Source organism: Nocardioides pacificus (assembly GCF_054775955.1).
Genome location: NZ_BAAHCI010000015.1, coordinates 99731 through 118406, shown reverse-complemented (window position 1 = coordinate 118406; position 18676 = coordinate 99731). Strand labels below are relative to the sequence as shown.

General features: G+C 72.0%; 18 protein-coding genes. 10 read left to right on the top strand and 8 right to left on the bottom strand.

Going from position 1 to position 18676, the window contains the following annotated elements; genetic code table 11:
- Window positions 1-9 precede the first annotated feature (9 nt).
- Window positions 10-1017 (top strand): hypothetical protein, encoded by a 1008-nt coding sequence (locus ACYU7L_RS19180; RefSeq protein ID WP_460800121.1) that lies wholly within the window; start codon window positions 10-12, stop codon window positions 1015-1017.
- Between the two features lie 361 nt (window positions 1018-1378).
- On the opposite strand, the gene ACYU7L_RS19175 is transcribed toward ACYU7L_RS19180, so the two are convergent.
- Window positions 1379-2173: an SDR family NAD(P)-dependent oxidoreductase gene (locus ACYU7L_RS19175; RefSeq protein WP_460800119.1), complete on the bottom strand. Its 795-nt coding sequence runs from the start codon at window positions 2171-2173 to the stop codon at window positions 1379-1381.
- Window positions 2174-2295: 122 nt separating this feature from the next.
- On the opposite strand from ACYU7L_RS19175, the gene ACYU7L_RS19170 reads away from it, so the two are divergent.
- From ACYU7L_RS19170 to ACYU7L_RS19135, 8 genes are all read left to right on the top strand, one after another.
- Entirely contained in the window at window positions 2296-3657 is a 1362-nt protein-coding gene (locus tag ACYU7L_RS19170) for a flavin-containing monooxygenase (RefSeq protein ID WP_460800116.1), read from the top strand.
- Window positions 3654-4298: a TetR/AcrR family transcriptional regulator gene (locus ACYU7L_RS19165; protein WP_460800114.1), complete on the top strand. Its 645-nt coding sequence runs from the start codon at window positions 3654-3656 to the stop codon at window positions 4296-4298. The genes ACYU7L_RS19170 and ACYU7L_RS19165 overlap by 4 nt, the downstream gene beginning before the upstream one ends.
- Entirely contained in the window at window positions 4295-5254 is a 960-nt protein-coding gene (locus ACYU7L_RS19160) for an alpha/beta hydrolase (protein WP_460800112.1), read from the top strand. Before ACYU7L_RS19165 ends, ACYU7L_RS19160 begins: the two co-directional genes overlap by 4 nt.
- Window positions 5255-5303: 49 nt before the next feature.
- Window positions 5304-6188, top strand: a complete 885-nt coding sequence (locus ACYU7L_RS19155) for an LLM class F420-dependent oxidoreductase (RefSeq protein WP_460800110.1) — start codon at window positions 5304-5306, stop codon at window positions 6186-6188.
- Window positions 6185-6661 (top strand): nuclear transport factor 2 family protein, encoded by a 477-nt coding sequence (locus ACYU7L_RS19150; protein WP_460800108.1) that lies wholly within the window; start codon window positions 6185-6187, stop codon window positions 6659-6661. Before ACYU7L_RS19155 ends, ACYU7L_RS19150 begins: the two co-directional genes overlap by 4 nt.
- A gap of 93 nt (window positions 6662-6754) precedes the next feature.
- Entirely contained in the window at window positions 6755-8107 is a 1353-nt protein-coding gene (locus tag ACYU7L_RS19145) for an MFS transporter (protein WP_460800105.1), read from the top strand.
- Window positions 8100-8765, top strand: a complete 666-nt coding sequence (locus ACYU7L_RS19140) for an ArsR/SmtB family transcription factor (RefSeq protein WP_460800103.1) — start codon at window positions 8100-8102, stop codon at window positions 8763-8765. Before ACYU7L_RS19145 ends, ACYU7L_RS19140 begins: the two co-directional genes overlap by 8 nt.
- A gap of 37 nt (window positions 8766-8802) precedes the next feature.
- Window positions 8803-9468 carry a PIG-L family deacetylase gene (locus tag ACYU7L_RS19135; protein WP_460800101.1) on the top strand — a complete coding sequence of 222 codons (666 nt, stop codon included), beginning with the start codon at window positions 8803-8805 and terminating at the stop codon, window positions 9466-9468.
- A gap of 31 nt (window positions 9469-9499) precedes the next feature.
- Here ACYU7L_RS19135 and ACYU7L_RS19130 read toward each other — a convergent pair whose 3' ends face one another.
- Genes ACYU7L_RS19130 through ACYU7L_RS19105 form a run of 6 tightly spaced genes read right to left on the bottom strand, consistent with a single transcriptional unit; the run spans window position 9500 to window position 16657 of the window.
- Window positions 9500-10900 (bottom strand): amidase, encoded by a 1401-nt coding sequence (locus ACYU7L_RS19130; RefSeq protein ID WP_460801709.1) that lies wholly within the window; start codon window positions 10898-10900, stop codon window positions 9500-9502.
- A gap of 5 nt (window positions 10901-10905) precedes the next feature.
- Window positions 10906-11928: an ABC transporter ATP-binding protein gene (locus ACYU7L_RS19125; protein WP_460800099.1), complete on the bottom strand. Its 1023-nt coding sequence runs from the start codon at window positions 11926-11928 to the stop codon at window positions 10906-10908.
- Entirely contained in the window at window positions 11925-12956 is a 1032-nt protein-coding gene (locus tag ACYU7L_RS19120) for an ABC transporter ATP-binding protein (RefSeq protein ID WP_460800096.1), read from the bottom strand. The genes ACYU7L_RS19125 and ACYU7L_RS19120 overlap by 4 nt, the downstream gene beginning before the upstream one ends.
- Window positions 12953-14086: an ABC transporter permease gene (locus tag ACYU7L_RS19115; RefSeq protein ID WP_460800094.1), complete on the bottom strand. Its 1134-nt coding sequence runs from the start codon at window positions 14084-14086 to the stop codon at window positions 12953-12955. Before ACYU7L_RS19115 ends, ACYU7L_RS19120 begins: the two co-directional genes overlap by 4 nt.
- Window positions 14079-15035 carry an ABC transporter permease gene (locus ACYU7L_RS19110; RefSeq protein ID WP_460800092.1) on the bottom strand — a complete coding sequence of 319 codons (957 nt, stop codon included), beginning with the start codon at window positions 15033-15035 and terminating at the stop codon, window positions 14079-14081. Before ACYU7L_RS19110 ends, ACYU7L_RS19115 begins: the two co-directional genes overlap by 8 nt.
- The gene (locus ACYU7L_RS19105; protein ID WP_460800089.1) at window positions 15032-16657 is read right to left on the bottom strand and encodes an ABC transporter substrate-binding protein; all 1626 of its coding nucleotides are present in this window, start codon (window positions 16655-16657) and stop codon (window positions 15032-15034) included. Before ACYU7L_RS19105 ends, ACYU7L_RS19110 begins: the two co-directional genes overlap by 4 nt.
- Window positions 16658-16927: 270 nt before the next feature.
- On the opposite strand from ACYU7L_RS19105, the gene ACYU7L_RS19100 reads away from it, so the two are divergent.
- Window positions 16928-17719, top strand: coding sequence for a TetR family transcriptional regulator (locus tag ACYU7L_RS19100; protein WP_460800087.1), 792 nt, complete (start codon window positions 16928-16930; stop codon window positions 17717-17719).
- 70 nt (window positions 17720-17789) lie between these two features.
- On the opposite strand, the gene ACYU7L_RS19095 is transcribed toward ACYU7L_RS19100, so the two are convergent.
- Complete coding sequence (locus ACYU7L_RS19095) at window positions 17790-18551, bottom strand: SDR family NAD(P)-dependent oxidoreductase (protein ID WP_460800085.1); 762 nt, start codon at window positions 18549-18551, stop codon at window positions 17790-17792.
- Window positions 18552-18676 lie beyond the last annotated feature (125 nt).

The window sequence follows — 18676 nt, the reverse complement described above, 5'->3', positions numbered from 1 at the left end:
GATCCCGGCATGGGAGAACCCGTCCTCGCCCCCACCCCCGCCGGCTTCGGTGCGGCGCTGGTCGCGGTCATCGCCGACCAGGCCGGAGTCATCGCGCGCCGTCAGGTCCTCGAGGCGGGCGGACACGACCACGACATCGCCCGCAGGCTCCGCCGCCGTGAGTGGGCGCCGCTGCTGCCCGGCGTCTACGTCGACCACACCGGCGCGCCCACGTGGCTGCAGCGGGCCTGGGCGGGAGTGCTGTTCCACTCCCCCGCGGCGCTCGCCGGAGTCTCGGCCCTGCGCGCCGCGGCCGGGCCAGGCTGGCGTCACCACGACGAGCAGGCGCCGATCCACCTCGCCGTGACCGAGGAGCGCCGGCTGGTGGTGGCGGACGGCTACCGGCTCACCCGCTATCGCCATCTCGACGACCGCGTGCTCTGGAACACCGGCCCACCGCGCGTCCGCGTCGAGGAGGCCGCGCTCGATGTCGCCGGGGCGGCGGCCACTGAGCTCGAGGCGATCGCCGGGCTGGCTGACCTGTGCCAGTCCCGCTGGACGACGCCGGTACGGCTGCGTATCGCCCTCGAGGGCCGCCGCCGTTTGCGGCGTCGGCGCTGGCTGGACTCGGTGTTGCGCGACCTGGCGGACGGCACCTGCTCGGTCCTCGAGCACAGCTATCTCCACCGCGTCGAGCGCGCCCACGGCCTGCCCCGCGGCTCGCGCCAGGTCCGCTCCACTCAGCCCGGCGGTCAAGGGGTTGTCCGCGACGTGGAGTACGACGCGTGGGGGCTCATCGTGGAGCTGGACGGTCGACTCTTCCACGACCTGGCTCGACAGCGAGACCGCGACCTCGAGCGAGACCTCGCCGCCGCCCTCACCGGAAGGGCCACCGTGCGCCTTGGCTGGGGTCAGGTGCACGATCGCTCCTGCGCGACCGCCGGTCGGATCGCCGCGTTGCTGCAGTCGCGCGGCTGGCCGGGGTCGGGGCGTCCGTGCGGGCCGGGCTGTCCGGTGGGCGCCGCTACCCCCAGGTAACTGGAGGTCCTCGCGCACCAGGTGGCCGAACATCTCCAGTTACCTGCCGGTCATCCCGCACGCCCGTCAAGATGCGCCGACTCGGCCGTCAACTTGCGCCGACTCGGCGGGCTGGGGGCTGGGCTGGTCGGCGGCCGGACCGGCGCTGAGATGCCGTCCCGAGGTCCGCCGCCAGCGTTCGATCGCCCGGCCCTACCCGCTACCCCCAGGTAACTGGAGGTCCTCACGCACCAGGTGGCCGAACATCTCCAGTTACCTGGCGGTCATCCCGCACGCCCGTCAAGATGCGCCGACTCGGCCGTCAACTTGCGCCGACTCGGCGGGCTGGGGGCTGGGCTTGGCTGGGCTGGGCTGGGTGAGGTTAGGCCTCGAGCATGCGCTGGACATGGCCCAGGAGGTCGGGGTAGCGGAGCAGGTGGGCGCCGCCGTTGAGGTCGAGGACCTCGCCCGTGAGCCACTGGGCGCGGGCCAGGAAGACGACGGCCTCGGCGATCTCGTCGGGGGCGCCGGCGCGGCCGAGCGGGGTGTTGGCGACGTAGTCCTCACGCACGCCGGGGATGTCCATCGAGCCCTCGGTGAGCGCGGTCATCACGAGGCCGGGCGCGATCGCGTTGACGCGGATGCCGCGCGGGCCGAGCTCGAGGGCGGCGACCTCGGTGAGCATCGAGACGCCCGCCTTGGAGGTGCAGTAGGCGACCATCCCGGCCGCGGGCTGGCGCGCGTTGAGGCTGCTGAGCAGCGTGATCGACCCACCGCTGGTCATCCGCCGGGCGGCGTGCTTGACCACCAGGAAGGAGCCGGTGAGGTTCACGTCGATCAGCCCGCGGAACTCCTCCACCGGGAGGTCGGTCACCGACCCGAGCCCGCCGTACCCGGCGGTGTTGACCACGACGTCGAGCCGACCGCAGCGCTCTACGACCGCGTCGAACAACCCCTCGACGCCCGCCTCGTCGGAGACGTCGACCCCCACCCCGACGCCGTCGGGCAGAGAGACAGCTACCGCCTGCGCACCGTCGGCATCCCGGTCCGCCACCGTCACCCGATAGCCCTCCGTGGCGAGGGCGACGGCGCTGGCCCGCCCGATCCCGGATGCGCCGCCGACGACCACGGCGACGGGCGCACCGGAAGGGACAGGGGGCACGGCTGATGAAGTCACGGGCGGTCTCCTGATGCGTGTCGAATTGTCTTGACGCCCGTCAACATAGCCCCTAGCGTCGCCCAGCAACAGGGTCAGTTGTGAACTGGCTCACAATCACGCACCGACAGCCAGGAGCCCCCGTGCCCGGACCCACCACTGCAGTCATCGGCGCCGGCATCAGCGGCCTGACCAGCGCCAAGATGCTCAACGACTACGACGTGCCGCACACGGTCTTCGAGATGTCGGACCGGGTGGGCGGCAACTGGGCGTTCGGCAACCCCAACGGGGCGAGCAGCGCCTACCGCTCGCTGCACATCGACACCTCCAAGCACCAGCTGTCGTTCCGCGACTACCCGATGCCCGACGACTACCCCGACTTCCCGCACCACACGCTGATCAAGGACTACCTCGACGGGTACGCCGACGCGTTCGGGCTGCGTGAGCACATCGAGTTCGAGAACGGCGTGGAGCACGCGAAGCGCCTCGACGGCGGCGGCTGGGAGATCCGCGACCAGAGCGGCGAGACCCGCCACTTCGACTTCCTGGTCGTCGGCAACGGCCACCACTGGGACCCCCGCTACGCGACCTTCCCCGGCGAGTTCAGCGGCACCACGATGCACTCGCACCACTACGTCGACCCGCAGTCGCACGACCTGCACGGCAAGCGGATCCTGGTCGTCGGCATCGGCAACTCCTCGGCCGACATCACCGTCGAGCTCTCCTCGCGCACGCTCGGCAACACCGTCGTGCTCTCGACCCGCTCGAGCGCCTGGATCGTGCCGAAGTACATCGCCGGCGCCCCGGCCGACAAGTACTTCAAGACCTACCCCGGCATCCCCTACTCCTGGCAGCGCAAGATGGTCCAGTTCGGCACCCCCAAGATGACCGGCCGCCCCGAGCAGATCGGCCTGCCGACGCCCAACCACAAGTTCTTCGAGGCGCACCCCACCCAGTCGGTCGAGCTGCCGCTGCGCCTGGGCTCCGGCGACGTCACCGCCAAGCCCAACGTGACCCGCCTCGACGGCGAGACCGTGCACTTCGAGGACGGCACCAGTGCCGACTTCGACGTGATCATCTACGCCACCGGCTACAACATCACCTTCCCGTTCTTCGACCCCGACTTCATCTCCGCGCCCGACAACCACATCCCGCTCTACAAGCGGATGTTCAAACCCGGCCTCGACGACCTCGCGTTCGTCGGCTTCGCCCAGTCGACGCCCACGCTGTTCCCGTTCGTGGAGTGCCAGGCCCGCCTGGTCGGGGCGTACGCCGCGGGCCGCTACCGCCTGCCCGACGCGGGCGAGATGGAGCGGGTGATCATCGAGGAGCAGGAGAAGTACACCGGCCACATGCTGCCCACCCCGCGCCACACCCAGCAGGTCGACTACTTCCTCTACGAGCACGACATGCGCACCAAGGAGCTCCCCGCCGGCCTCGAGCGCGCCCAGGCCCAGGGCCCTGCGCTGCTCGAGGGACGAGCCCCCGCCGGGGCAGGCGCGTGACCGGCGCCCTGCAGAGCGACCGCCGCCCGGCCCCGCGCGGCGACGTACGGCGCGCCGCGCTGCTCGAGGCCCTCGACGAGGTGCTCCGGGAGAGCGGCGGCGACCTGGAGCCGGTCAACATCGCCGACATCTCGGCGCGCGCCGGCGTCACCCGGTCGGCGTTCTACTTCTACTTCGAGAACCTCCCGGCCGCCGTGGCCGCGGTCTCCCAGGAGATGTACGACGAGATCCTGTCGGTCACCGACGTGCTGGTCGGGCAGGGCCCGCCCCGCGAGCGGATCACCACGACCATCCACGGCCTCGTCGACATCTGGGACAGGCACCGCCACCTCTACCGGGCGCTGCTCGAGGCCCACCACTCCTCACCCGGCGTCCGGGGCATGTGGGAGACCGGGCGGCGGATGCTCGCCGAGCGGATCGCCGAGATGATCGAGGCCGAGCGGGCCGCCGGCACCGCGCCCCCGGGACCCGACGCCGTACCGCTCGCCACCGTCCTGCTCGACCTCAACGAGAACCTCCTCGAGCGCCTCACCTACGTCGCCGACTCCGATGCGACCGGCCTCGCCGACGCCACCATCGCGATCTGGCTGCGCTCGGTCCACGGCCACCTCGACCCGTCCATCGAAGGGACCCCCCGATGACCCAGCAGCTCTCCCCCTCCCCCGACACGAGCGCCGCCCAGGCCGCGTCGTACACCTCGATCTCCTTCGACTCCCACGGCACCCGCTGCGACGCCTGGCACTTCCCCGCCGCCTCCGACGCCCTCGCCGGGCCCGCCGGGCGGCCGGTCGTGGTGATGGCGCACGGCCTGGGCGGCACCAAGGACTCCGGGCTCGCGCCGTTCGCGCAGGCGCTCGCGGCGGCCGGGCTGGACGTGCTCGCGTTCGACTACCGCGGGTTCGGGGCCAGCGACGGGTCGCCGCGCCAGCTGGTCTCCGCGCAGGGGCAGGTCGAGGACTACCGCGCCGCGATGCAGGCCGCGGCCCGCCTCGACGGGGTCGACCCGAAGCGCCTCGTGCTCTGGGGCGTCTCGCTCGCCGGCGGCCACGTGCTGGCCGCCGGCGCGCACCGCGACGACGTCGCCGCGGTGATCTCGCTGACGCCGCTGGTCGACGGCGTCGCCGCCGGTCGGCTCGCGCTGAAGCACCACAAGCCGACCCAGCTGCTGCGCTCCACCGCGGCCGGGATCCGCGGCAAGGTCGCAGCACGCACCGGGCGCGACCAGGTGCTGATCCCACTGGTGGCGCCACCCGGCGAGCTCGGGGCGCTGACGCTCGACGGCGCACTGGAGGACTACCTCTCGATCGCCGGACCGACGTGGCGCAACGAGATCGACGCGAGCGTGGCGCTCGAGCTCGGCGGTGTACGCCCCGCCAAGCAGGCCGCCGACCTGCGCGCGCCGCTGCTCGTGCAGATCGCGGACTTCGACCGCTCCGCTCCGCCGTACGCCGCGGCGCAGGCGGGCTTCGCGGGGCACGCCGAGGTCCGCCACTACCCGTGCGACCACTTCGACGTGTGGCCGGGCAAGGCGCAGTTCGAGCGGGTCGTGGCGCACCAGGTGGCGTTCCTGCAGAGGAAGCTGGCGCCCTCCCACTGACCGAACGCCGTACGACGCGCGCCGCCCGTCCGCCGCTAGCGTCCGCGGCATGCACTTCGCCGTGATCGCGCCCGTCGAGGCCAACACCACCGCCGACCCGGTCTGGATGTCGGACTTCGCGCGGCACGTGGAGGCGTGCGGGTTCGAGTCGCTGGTGGCGGTGGAGCACGCGGTGGTGATGAGCCGCTACTCCAGCGTCTATCCCTATGCGGCCTCCGGGAAGATGGAGCTCGCCGACGACTGCCTGATCCCCGATCCGCTCGACCTGCTCGCGTTCCTGGCCGGGCAGACCACGACGCTGGGACTGGCGACCGGCGTGCTCGTGCTGCCCAACCACCACCCGGTCGTGCTCGCCAAGCGGCTCGCGACGATCGACGCCCTGTCCGGCGGGCGGCTGCGGCTGGCGGTCGGGATGGGCTGGATGCGCGAGGAGATCGAGGCCTGCGGCGCGCCGTTCGAGACCCGTGGCCGGCGCGCCGACGAGCAGATCGAGGTGCTGCGCAAGCTCTGGTCGGACACCTCCAGCGAGGGCGTCGACCACCACGGCGAGTTCTTCGACTTCGCCGGCGCGATGAGCTATCCCAAGCCGGCCCAGGCCGGCGGCGTGCCGATCCACATCGGCGGCCACTCCCGCGCCGCCGCGCGCCGGGCCGGGCGACTCGGCGACGGGCTCCAGCCGCTGGGGGTCGCCGGCGAGGAGCTGGCGTCGCTCGTCGCCCTGATGCGCGAGGAGGCCGATCGGGCGGGGCGCGACCCGGCTGCGCTCGAGCTCACCCTCGGCCACCTGGTCTCCCGCATCGATCCCGGCCGCGCGGAGAGGCTGGTCGCCCAGGGCGCCACCCGGATCGTGCTGGCGACGTCCCCGACCGCCGACCTGGCCCAGGCCAAGGACGAGCTCTCGGCGTGCGCCCAGCGACTCGGGCTCACCGCGTGAGCGCCCTGTCCGTCGAGGACCGGCTCGACCTGGTCGACCTCGTGCACCGCTATGCCGCGCGCGTCGACGACCGCGACGCCGCCGGCGTGGGCGCCCTCTTCACCGACGACGGCGTGCTCGCCTCCCCCGCCCCGCCGCGCTCGCTCGACCCCGTCCACGAGTCGGTCGGCCCGGACGGCGTCGCCGCCACGATGGGCCAGCTCGCCGCGATCCCGCTGACGGTGCACACGATCGTCGGCCACGTCGTCGACGCGCTGTCTGCCGACGAGGCCACCGGCCGCACGACCTGCGTCGCCCACCACGTCACCGAACGCGACGGGCGGCCCGTCGACCTGGTCTGGCACGTCCGCTACCTCGACGCCTACCGCCGTACGGCGAGCGGCTGGCGCTTCGCGCGCCGCGACCTGCACGTCGACGTCGTCGAGTCGCGCCCGGTGTCCGCCGCGCGGGGCATCGCCCGCCCCGCCCCCTAGCCCCTGGGCGAGCGGCACCTCGAGCAGACATTCATTCCACACTTCCATGGAATGAGGTACCGTCACCATCTCTTCGGGTGGTGGAGGTGTCACGTGGGCGACGAGATCGCTGGGCGCATGAGCGGGGCCGGGGCCCAGGAGGCTGGGGCCCAGGAGACCGGCCGGCCGCCGATCACGCTGGGGCTGCGGGCGAACGCCGCACAGTTCACCCTCCTGGTGGCGATCAACGCCCTGGTCGGCGGCATGGTCGGCCAGCAGCAGACGGTGCTGCCGCTGCTGGCCGAGGAGGAGTTCGGCCTCACCGGCTACACCTTCATGTTCACCTACGTCGTCGCCTTCGGCATCACCAAGGCGACCGCGAACTACTTCGCCGGCACCTGGTCGGACCGGTACGGCCGCAAGCCCGTCCTGATCGCCGGGTGGCTGTTCGCCATTCCCGTGCCGCTGATGTTGATCTGGGCCCCCAGCTGGGGCTGGGTGGTCGCGGCCAACGTGCTGCTGGGCGTCAACCAGGGGCTGACCTGGTCGACGACGGTGATCATGAAGATCGACCTGGTCGGGCCGCAGCAGCGCGGTCTGGCGATGGGCCTGAACGAGGCCGCCGGCTACGGCGCGGTCGCCGTCACCTCGATGGCGGCCGGCTACCTGGCCGCGGAGCACGGCCTGCGGCCGGCGCCCTTCCTGCTCGGGCTGACTTACACCGCTCTCGCCCTCGGACTGTCCACGCTGGCGGTCAGGGAGACCCATCACCACGCCAAGGTCGAGGCAGCAGCGCACGTGCCGCGCGCCGACGGGAAGCACGACCATCTGCACGGTGGGCTCAGCAACCGCGAGGTCTTCACCCAGACCAGCTTCCGCGAGCCTGCGCTGTCCTCGGCGAGTCAGGCCGGCCTGGTCAACAACCTCAACTTCGGCCTGTCGTGGGGACTCTTCCCGCTGCTGTTCGCCGGCTCGGGCCTCGAGGTCGCACAGATCGGGCTGCTGTTCGCGCTCTACCCCGGGGTGTGGGGTGTTGGCCAGCTCCTGACCGGCGTCCTGTCCGATCGTTGGGGGCGCAAGCACCTGATCACGACGGGGATGTTCACCCAGGCCACCGCCCTGGCCGTGATCGCCGCGGCCGACGGCTTCAGGCTCTGGGCGGTGGGGACCATGCTGCTGGGCGCCGGCACGGCGATGGTCTACCCGACCCTGCTCGCCGCCATCGGCGACGTCGCACACCCCGCCTGGCGCGGACGGGCTGTGGGGATCTACCGGGTCTGGCGCGACCTCGGCTACGCGGTCGGTGCCATCATGGGCGGCGTCGTGGCGGACCTGTGGAGCCTTCGTGCCGCCGTCTGGGTGGCCGCGGCCATCAGTGTCGTCTCCGCGCTCGTCGTCGCCATCCGGATGTACGAGACCCATCACGCACCCACCGACCACACGACTCGAGGAGCAGGCCATGGGTGAGCGTCCCAGCAAGGAGGCGCTGTTCGCCGAGTTCGCCGCGGTGGGCAAGGTGCTCGGCAATCCCAAGCGACTCGAGCTTCTCGATCTCCTGAGCCAGGGGCGCCGCAGCGTCGACGACCTCGCCGCCGCCGCCGCTCTCGGGATGAGCACCTGCTCGGCACACCTGCAGACGCTGCGAGAAGCAGGACTGATCAGCTCCCGCCGTGAGGGCAAGCGGATCTACTACTCCCTGGCCGGCGACGACGTGGCCGGCCTGTGGGACCACCTGCGCCGCGTCGCCCAGGCCCACCGACCGCACACCGAGCTCGCTCGACGCGCCTACCTCGGCCCCGAGGACACCGCCGCGGTCGACACCGACGAGCTGCTCCGGCGGATCCGCAGCGGGGATGCGGTCATCCTCGACGTCCGCCCCGAGGTCGAGTACGTCGCCGGCCACCTCCCCGGCGCGGTCCACATCCCCGTGGAGGAGCTGACCGACCGGCTGGCAGAGCTCCCCACGGGCCGCGAGATCGTCGCCTACTGCCGCGGCCAGTACTGCGTCCTGGCGCACGAGGCGGTCCGCCAGCTCAACGCCCGGGGCTTCGACGCGCGACGGGCCACCGACGGTCTCCTGGAGTGGCGCCTGGCCGGACTTCCCGTCGAGAGCGGCGCTGCCTGAAAGCCCTGATCGCCTGACCCTCGAGAGGACGTACCGGATGGCACAGACACAGCTTCCCCCGTGGAGGTCGGTGCTGGCAGTCGTCGCCCACCCCGACGACGAGTCGTTCGCGCTCGGCGGCCTGCTCGCCGCCTTCGCCGAAGCCGGCGCCGAGGTCTCCGTCCTCTGTCTGACCCGCGGCGAGGCGTCCACCCTGCACGGCGTCGTCGGAGACCTCACCGAGCTGCGCACCCAGGAGCTCGCCGCCGCTGCAGCAGCCCTCGGGCTGCACAACGTGACCCTCATGGGCTACCCCGACGGGCGCCTCCCCGAGATCGATCTGGACGAGCTCGCCGCGGACGTGGTCACGACCGCGCGAGACGTGGCTGCGGACGGCCTGCTCGGGTTCGACCTCACCGGGGTCACCGGCCATCCCGACCACGCGCACGCGACCGCCGCCGCCCTGCGTGCTGCCGAGACCCTCGACCTGCCGGTGCTCGGCTGGACCGTCCCGGACACCGTTGCCGCGAGGCTCCGCGAGGAGTACGGCGCACCCTTCGACGGCCACGCCGCATCCGACATCGACCTCGTGGTCACCGTCGACCGCGTCCTGCAGCTCCAGGCCGTCGAATGCCATCCCAGCCAGGCCGTGCCGGGCAGTGTCCTGTGGCGCCGCATCGAGCTGCTCGACGACAAGGAGCACCTGCGCTGGCTCCGCACCTGACGGCAGGACCGCTGCCGGTGGGGTCCACCGCTCAGCGCTGAGCGACCGTCCTCGGCCACGGCATCGCCGCCTCCAGCTGGGTCGCCACCGACAGCAGCAGCCCCTCCCCGCCGAGGTCCGCGACCAGCTGCACCCCGACCGGGACACCCGTCGAGTCCAGGCCGGCCGGCACCGACATCGCCGGCGAGCCGGTGACGTTGAAGACGCTGGTGAAGGCGGAGTACGTCGAGGCGTGCTCATAGATGCTCTCGGGACGCGTCGTGTCCAGCAGCCCGAGCGGCGGGGTGGGCTGGGCGAGCGTCGGCGTCAGCAGCAGGTCGTACGACGCGAACTCAGCCCCCACCCGCCAGCCGATGTCCTGAAGCGCGCGCAGGGCCCGATTGAGGTCGGCCGCCGACATCGTGGAGTAGTAGTCGTGCAGCATCCGCGTGAACGGCTCCACGTCGTCGTCGCGCAGGGCGCGGTCGAGCTCGGCGAGCCGGTCGCCGATGGTGACGACGAGGTGGGCGCCCATCACGACGCCCGACGCAGCAGCGACCTCGGCCGGGTCGTAGGGCGCGTCGATCTCGACGACCTCGTGTCCCAGCGCCTCCAGCTCCCGGGCGACGCGCAGCGTGGCCTCGACGCAGTGCGGGTCCGTGGAACGCGCGGGCAGCGAGGTGTAGACACCGACCCGCAGGCGACCCGGCTCCCGGGCGGCGAGCGCCACGAACGAGTCGGCCGGCGTCGGCGCCGCGAACGCGTCACCCGGCAGCGCCCCCGCCACCACGTCGAGCAGCAGCGCGCTGTCGCGCACGGTGGTGGTCACGGCGTGCTGCACCGAGACCAGGTTGGCCAGCGAGGCGGTCGAGGGCGCGGTCGTCACCCGACCCCGGCTGGGCTTGAGCCCGAACAGCCCGCACGCCGACGCCGGGATCCGGATCGAGCCGCCGCCGTCGCTGGCGTGCGCGACCGGCACCAGGCCCGCGGCGACCGCGACCGCCGACCCGCCGCTGGAGCCACCCGGCGAGCGCGCGGTGTCCCAGGGGTTGCGCGTCGGGCCCTGCCAGGTCGGCTCGGTGCTCGCGTTGAGCCCGAACTCCGGCGTGTTCGTGGTCCCGAGCACCACCATCCCGGCGCGGCGGTAGCGCGCGACGACCTCGGAGTCCCGGGCCGCGACGGCGTCGGCGAACAGCCGCGAGCCACCCGTCGCGGGCAGCCCGGCCACCTCCGTGCCGAGGTCCTTGATGAGCATGGGTACGCCGTGGAGCGGCCCCGCGGGCAGCCCGGCCGCGACCTCCGCGAGCGCCTCGTCGTACCTCCGGCTCACCATCACGTTGAGCTCGGCGTCCCCCGCCTCCAGACGCGCGATCGCCGCCGAGACGGCCTCGTGGGCCGTCATCTCGCCGGCCGCGATCGCCGCAGCCATACCCGTCGCGTCCCAGCCCTCCATGCCGCTCACCCGTTCGCCACGTGGTGGCACGCCACCGTGTGCCCGATCGCGATCTCCCGCATCACCGGCTCCTCGGCAGCACAGAGGTCAGTCGCCAGCGGACACCGCGTGCGGAACCGGCAGCCCGAGGGCGGGTTCAGCGGCGACGGCAGCTCGCTGGCGACCTGCTGGCCGTGCGGGTGGTCCTGCGCCTCGCCGGGGATCGAGGCGAGCAGCAGCCGGGTGTAGGGGTGCACGGCCTTGAGGTGCATCTCGTCGGAGGGGATCACCTCGCAGGCCTTGCCGAGGTACATCACCATCACCTTGTCGCTGATGTTCTTGACCACCGACACGTCGTGGGCGATGAAGACCATGCTCAGCCCGAAGCGGCGCGCGCTCTCCTCGAGCAGGTTGAGGATCTGGGCCTGCACGGACACGTCGAGGCTGGAGACCGGCTCGTCGCAGATCAGCACGTCGGGGTCCATCATCAGCGCCCGCGCGATGCAGACCCGCTGGCACTGGCCGCCGGAGAGCTCGTGGGCGTGCTTGTCGCGGACGGCGGCCGGGTCGAGACCGACCGCGCGCAGGGCCTCGTCGACCTTGGTGGCCTTGTCGTCGCCGTCGTAGCCCCAGATCGACAGCCCCTCCCAGATCAGGTCCTTGACCTTGCGTCGCGGGTTCAGCGCGGAGACGGGGTCCTGCATGATGATCTGCATCCGGGCGCGGGCCCGGCGCAGCTCCTTGGGGCTGAGCGAGGTCAGCTCGAGGTCGCCGAGCTTCACGCTCCCGGAGTCGGGCGAGGGCAGCTGGATCAGCGCGCGGCCGATCGTGGACTTGCCGCAGCCGGACTCCCCGAGGATCCCGAGCGTCTGCCCGGGCAGCACCTCGAGGCTCACCCCGGACACGGCGTGCACGACCTGGCCACGCCCGACGGGGAACTCCACCACGATGTCCTCGGCGCGCAGCGCGGAGTCGTGGACCCGGGTGCCGGGTCCGGCGGCGGGGTGCGGCGCGGCGACGGGTGCTGTGCTGGGTGGGGCGGCGTTCATGCTCCGACCTCCTGGTGCAGTACGGCGGACGCGGGCGGTTCGGGGGGCGCCGCGAGCGGGAAGTGGCAGGCGGCCAGGCTGTCCTCACGAGCCCCTCGGGGCGCGAGCTCCGGCGACTCGACGTGACACCGGTCGACGGCATAGCGGCAGCGCGCGGCGAACCGGCAGCCCACCGGCGGCGCGGTCAGGTCGGGCGGCGAGCCCTCGATGGTGGGGAGCAGCGTGTGCGGTCGCGAGCCGATGCGCGGGATCGACTCGATCAGCGCCTGGCTGTAGGGGTGGCGCGGGGCGCCGAAGACCGAGTCGGTGTCGGAGCACTCGGCGATCCGCCCGGCATACATCACCGCGACCCGGTCGGTGCGGCCCGCGACCGTGCCGAGGTCGTGGCTGACCAGGATGGTGGCCATGTCGAGCTCCTCGCCGAGCGTCTGGAGCAGGTCGAGGATCTGCTTCTGGACGGTCACGTCGAGGGCGGTGGTGGGCTCGTCGGCGATCAGCAGCTTGGGGTCGCAGGCCAGCGCCATCGCGATGACGACACGCTGGCGCATGCCGCCGGAGAGCTCGTGGGGATACTGCCCCGCCCGGCGCGCGGGCTCGGGGATGCCGACCAGGCGCAACAGCTCGACCGCGCGCTCCTTGGCGGCGCCGCGGGACAGCCCCAGGTGCAGCCGCAGGCTCTCGGTGAGGTGCAGCCCGATCTTCTTGACCGGGTTGAGCGAGGTCATCGGGTCCTGGAAGACCATCGCGACCTCGGTGCCCCACAGCGAGCGGCGCTGCGCCGACTTGAGCGCGTGCACGTCGCGCCCGCCGATGCGGACCGTGCCGGTGACCCGGGTGGTGTCGCCGTTGGAGATCAGGCCCATGATCGTGCGCCCGAGCACGGACTTGCCGGACCCGGACTCTCCGACGATGCCGAGGGTCTCCCCGGGCGCCAGGCTGAGCGAGACGCCGTCGACGGCGTGCATCTCGCCGCGCGGGGTGCGGAAGACGGTGTGCAGGTCGTCGACCTCGAGCAGGGGTGCGGTCACAGCTTCACGCTCCGGGAGTCCCAACGCTGGCGGGCCTTCTCGCCCACCAGGTTGAAGGCGAAAACGGTCAGGAACAGGAACATGCCGGGCACCAGGATGATCTGCGGGTGGTCCTCGAAGACGTCACCCTCGCCCTCGGCGATCATGTTGCCCCAGGTGGGCTCCGGCGGCTGGATGCCGAGACCGAGGAAGCTCAGCGACGCCTCGGCGACGATCAGCACCGAGATCATCACGATCGCCAGCGACACCAGCGGCAGCAGCACGTTGGGCAGCAGCTCGCGCAGCATGATCCGGGCCCGGGTGGCGCCCAGCGCGCGGGCGGCGACGACGAACTCGCGGTTGGCGTACGACATCGTGGTGGCCCGGCTCAGCCGCACCATGCTGGGGATCGTGAGCAGTGACAGCGAGAACGCGATGTTGCGCAGGTTGGGCTCGAGCACGGTCGCGAGCGCGATCAGCAGGATGAGCGGGGGTACGGCGAGCAGCGAGTTGGTGAAGACCCCGACGACCCGGTCGAGGGTCTTCTTGAAGTAGCCGGCGACCAGCCCGATGGCCCCGCCGATGATCGTGCCGATCACGACGGCGCTGAGCGCGATCAGCAGCGACGAGCGCGCGCCGTACACCGAGCGAGCGAGCAGGTCGAGGCCGAAGCCGTTGGTGCCGAGCGGGTGCTCCGAGGTCAGGTCGGGGCGGGCGAAGGGCTCCTCGAGCAGGGTGGTGGCGACGTCCTGGTGCTCGGCGAACGGCAGCAGCGGCGCGATCGCCGCGACCACGACGAGCCCGACCAGCCAGGCCAGCGCGAGCCAGTAGGTGAGGTCGAAGCCCGGCCCGGAGACCGTCCGGCCGATCCGGCTGCCCCCGACCATCGCCAGCGCGAAGCCGGCGAGGATCAGGGCCAGCTTGACCAGCCCGATCAGCGCGGCGGTGAGGGCGCCGAAGGTGAGCAGGGCCAGGCCGAGCACGGTCAGCGCGACGCCGACCAGGAGCTGGTTGCGGCGCGGCCCGCGGGCCGGGGCGGGCGCCGCCGCCTCGGGGGCGAGCGCGGCGGCCTCGGGAGTGAGCGCGGTCTCGGGGACCAGCGCCTTGGCGTCGGGGTCCTCGGGGGCGAGCGGGGTCATGGGCTCAGACATGGGCACGTCGCGTCCTCGGGTCGAGATAGCCGTATGACAGGTCGATGCCGGCGTTGATGAGCACGTAGAGCACGGCGATCACCAGCACCGCGCCCTGCACCATCGGGAAGTCGCCCTGGTTGGCGGCGTTGACGACCAGGGAGCCCATGCCGGGCAGCGAGAAGAGGTATTCGACGATCACGGTGCTGCCGATGAGGCGCCCGAGGCTGAGCCCCAGCAGCGTGACCAGCGAGAACGACGAGGGGCGCAGCGCGTCGGAGAAGAGGATCCGCAGCGGGTGCATCCCCTTGGCCCGCGCGGCGAGGATGTAGTCCTCGCGCAGCGTGGTGATCAGGTCGCCGCGCAGCACCCGGGCAAACATGGCGAGCTCCGCGAGCGCGACCGTCACCGCCGGCAGGAACGCGTGGTGCAGGTTGCCGAGGATGTCGCCGTCGCCGAGCCGCACCCACTCCGAGCGGGGGAACCATCCGGTCCCGCTGACCAGCAGCATGATCAGCAGCAGGCCGGCGAGGAAGCTCGGCACCGACAGCAGGGCGAAGGTGCTCGCCCCGATCAGCCGGTCGATCTTGCCGCCCTCGTGGTAGGCCGCGCGCATGGCGACCGGGACCGCCACGAGCAGGGCCATCAGCAGCCCCATCACGGCGATCTGGACGCTGACCGGCAGCGCCGAGGCGATCCGGTCGATCACGTCGGACTGCGGGGGGACCACGGACTGTCCGAGGTCCCCCTGCACGGCCGAGCCCAGCCACTCGAAGTAGCGGGTGAGCATCGGGTCGTTCAGACCGAGCTGGGTGCGCAGGGCGTCGTACGCCTCGGGTGCCCGCCCGGCTCCGAGGATCGCCACTGCAGGGTCGCCGGGGAGCAGCGCCATCAACGAGAAGACCCCGAAGCTGACGATCAGCAGGACGAGTGCGAGCTCCCCGACCTGCAGGGCGATCCTCCGGATCACGGCACGAGCCAGGCGTCGGAGAAGTCGGGCATGTACTCCGCCGCCATCTCCACGCCGTACACGTTGTCGTTCCACGCGTGGATGGCCGCGTTGGCGCCGGTGGTGATCACCGGGACCTCCTCGTTGAAGATCTCCTGGATCTTGTCGAGCACCGTCTGGATCTCCTCGTCGCTGCCGGCGGCCTGGAGCTCGACCAGCGCGGCGTCCATCTCCTCGGAGGCATAGCCGCTGGCGTTGCCATAGCTGGTGGAGCTGAGGTTGCTGATCAGGCGGTGGTAGGGGTCGGACTCCGAGACGCTCATCGCGCCGCGGGCGATGTCGAAGTCGTGGTCGACGAAGACCCGCGACGTCTGGTCGGCGATCGAAGCGACCAGGTCGGTCTTGACGGTGAAGCCGACGCGCTCGAGCATCGCCTTCATCGCGACGGCCTGGGTGCGCGAGGTGGGGTCGGTGCCGTCGAGGTAGGTGACGACGCCGTCGAACCCGTCGGCCTTGGCCTCCTCGACCAGCTTCGTGGCCTCGTCGAGGTCGGCCTCGAGGGCCTCGTCGCTGGTGTCCCACTTGGACTCCGGCGGGAACAGCTCCATGCCGGGCATGCCCTTGCCGTCGTAGGAGCGCTTGTAGTCCAGCTCGGGGTCGTAGGCCAGCGCGATCGCCTTGCGCACGCGCGGGTCGGAGCCCGGGTAGCCCTCGCGGTTGTTGATCGTGATCGTGTTGCCGAGGCTGGTCAGCGTCAGGTGGCCGGAGACGTCGGCGTCGACGGCCTGGTCGACGACCTTCGGGTCACGCATGAAGGCGACGTCGGCGGAGCCGTCGTTGAGGGCGTCGAGCTTGGCCTCGTCGGCCAGCGGCCAGAAGAAGCGCAGCCCGTCGAGGTGGGGCTTGCCGTCCCAGTAGTCCGGGTTGGCGGTGAGGGTGAGCTCCTCGGCCGGCTTGTACTCGTCGAGCGTGAACGCGCCCGCGCCGATCGGCTTGAACTCCGCACCCGCGTAGGCGGCCGGCGCGACGATCATGCCCGCGGCCTGGGCCAGCATCGAGGGGAACTTGGCCCACGCGTTGTTGAGGTTGAAGACGACCGTGCGCTCGTCGGTGACCTCCATGCCGGCCAGGTTCGGCGCGAGCATCGCGGTGTCGGCGCCCTGGCTCGTCATGTACCAGTTGATGCTGGCCACGACGGCCTTCGCGTCGAGCGGGGTGCCGTCGGAGAAGTTCACGCCCTCGCGCAGGGTCAGCGTCCAGGTCTTGAGGTCGTCGCTGCTCTCGAGGGACTCGGCGAGCTTGGGCTCGTAGGCCTGGGTCTCGGTGTCGAGGGTCATCAGCGTGTCGTAGACCGCGACCATCGCGCCGCCGCCCGAGGCGCCCGTGGCGTACGACGCGGCGGGGCTGAGGCTGCGGATCTCGCCGTAGTCGGCGAAGTTCAGCGTGCCGCCCTCGACCGGCTCGCCGGCCTCGGGCTGGTCGCCGATCAGCCCGAACGCGTAGCGACCGCGGTCGACGGCGGCGCTCGTGTCGTCGGACTTGCTGTCGGCGTCGTCGTCGGTGGAGGCGCACGAGGACAGCAGCAGCGCGCCGGTGACGGCGGCGACGGCGAGACGGGCGCTGAGACGGTGGGTCGACTTCACGGTGGTTCCTCCAGGTCGGGATGCAGATGCGATTCGGGGCGCATCCTGCGGGTCGGGACGCTAGGCGGGGTGTCCTGCATCACGTGACGCACGTCCCACTGATCGGAAGAATTTGAGACGCGTGTCTGAATCCTGTGGCGCCTGGCGGACGAGGGGTCTGGACCGGCAGCGGGAGCGGGGCCCGCCGCTGTTCGCCGTACGGCGGGGCAGGCGCGGCGCTAGGCTCGCTCTCGGCGTGCGCACGGGGGTGCCGGCCGGAGAGGAGTGCGCGTGTCCGAGGCGGCCAACGACACCCGGCGCCGGATGGTCGAGGTGGCCGAGCGGCTCTTCGCCGAGCACGGCACGGCAGCGGTCTCGCTGCGGATGGTGGGCCAGGAGGCCGGGCAGCGCAACAACTCCGCGGCGCAGTACCACTTCGGCGACCGGCAGGGCCTGATCGACGCGATCGTGCAGCTCAGGACGCCCCCAATTGACGCACGGCGTGCGGAGATGACGGCGCAGCTGGGCAGCGATCCCGACGTGCGCTCGCTGCTGCGCGTGCTCGTGCAGCCGCTCGCCGAGAGCGCCGCCGCCCCCGGACCGCGCACGCACTACCTGGGCTTCCTCGCCAACGTGATGGACGACTACCCGCCGTCGGACCAGTGGGAGGTGAGCCAGGTCCAGCCCGCGTCGTTCCAGCGGATCGTCATCCAGCTGGGCGAGGCGCTCCCCCACCTGCCCCCCAAGGCCTTCGAGCGCCGGATGCGCTGGGTCGCCCGGGTCAGCCTGCGACTGCTCGCCGACCACGAGCCGACGCTCGCCCAGGCTCGCGACCGGCCCGAGGAGACGGCCGAGATCCTGCACGACCTGGTCGAGATGCTGGCTGCGCTGTTGGAGGGGCCGGTGGGGGCGGTGGGGGCGGCTGGGGCTGGGGCGGCGGAGGTTTTGCCGGACAACATCAGCGTTCCCCGGCCGACCGGGGAAACCGACGCGCAGCGCCCCGACGCGTCGTACACGGGTGGGATGGGAGATGACAGCGGGACTGCCGAGCCTGATGAGGTAGTTCAGCCTGTCAATCACTGATGTTGTCGGGCGAAGCTTTGCCCGACAACATCAGCGTTCCCCGGCCGACCGGGGAAACCGCCGCCCCCGATCACCCGAAGTGCGCCTGCCCCCCGTCCAGCGGGATCGTCGCACCGGTGAGGTAGCGCATGTCCGGGCCCACCAGCGCGACGACGGCGCGGCCGATGTCGTCCTCGCAGTCGCCGATGCGCTTCATCGGGATGGAGGCGACGAACTCCTCCGCCTCCTCGGGGTTGGTCTCGGTCCACCACTTCAGGCCAGGCGACAGCGCGTGCGGGGCGATGCAGTTGGCGCGGATCCCGTCGGTGGCCCACTCGACGGCGGCGGTGCGGGTCAGCGAGCGCAGCGCCTGCTTGGAGGCGGCGTAGGCGCCGTAGTTGGTGAGGTCCCAGCGCACCATCGCCGACGTGACGAGGTTGATGATGTTGCCGCCGCCGCGCGCGGCCATGTGCGGATGGCAGGCCTTCATCAGCGTGAACGCGGCGAACGGCCCGCTCACGAACCCCTTGGTGAACGCGCGCTCGTCGAGGCTGAGCAGCGGCCCGTGCGCGCCGTCGTACGCGTTGTTGACGAGGATGTCGACGCCACCGAACTCCGCCACCACCTCGTCCACGACGCCGGGCAGCGTGTCGGTCTTGAGCACGTTGCAGGCGAACGGCTCGGCCTTGACGCCGCGCTCGCGCAGCTGCGCGCAGGTGTCCTCGAGCTTGGCGACGGTGCGCCCGAGCACCGCCACGTTGACGCCCTCGGTGGCCAGCGCGAGCGCGATGCCCTGCCCGACCCCCTGGCCGGCGCCGGTCACGATCGCGACCTGTCCTTCGAGCGTGCTCATGGTTCTCCTCTGTCGGTACGGCGTGCGGGGGCACGGCGCCGTCGGTACGGCGTGCGGCCGCCACCGTAGGAAGCCGTCCGCCGCGCGGGGGCCGAGGCGTCCCGATCACCGGGAGCCCGGCGTCG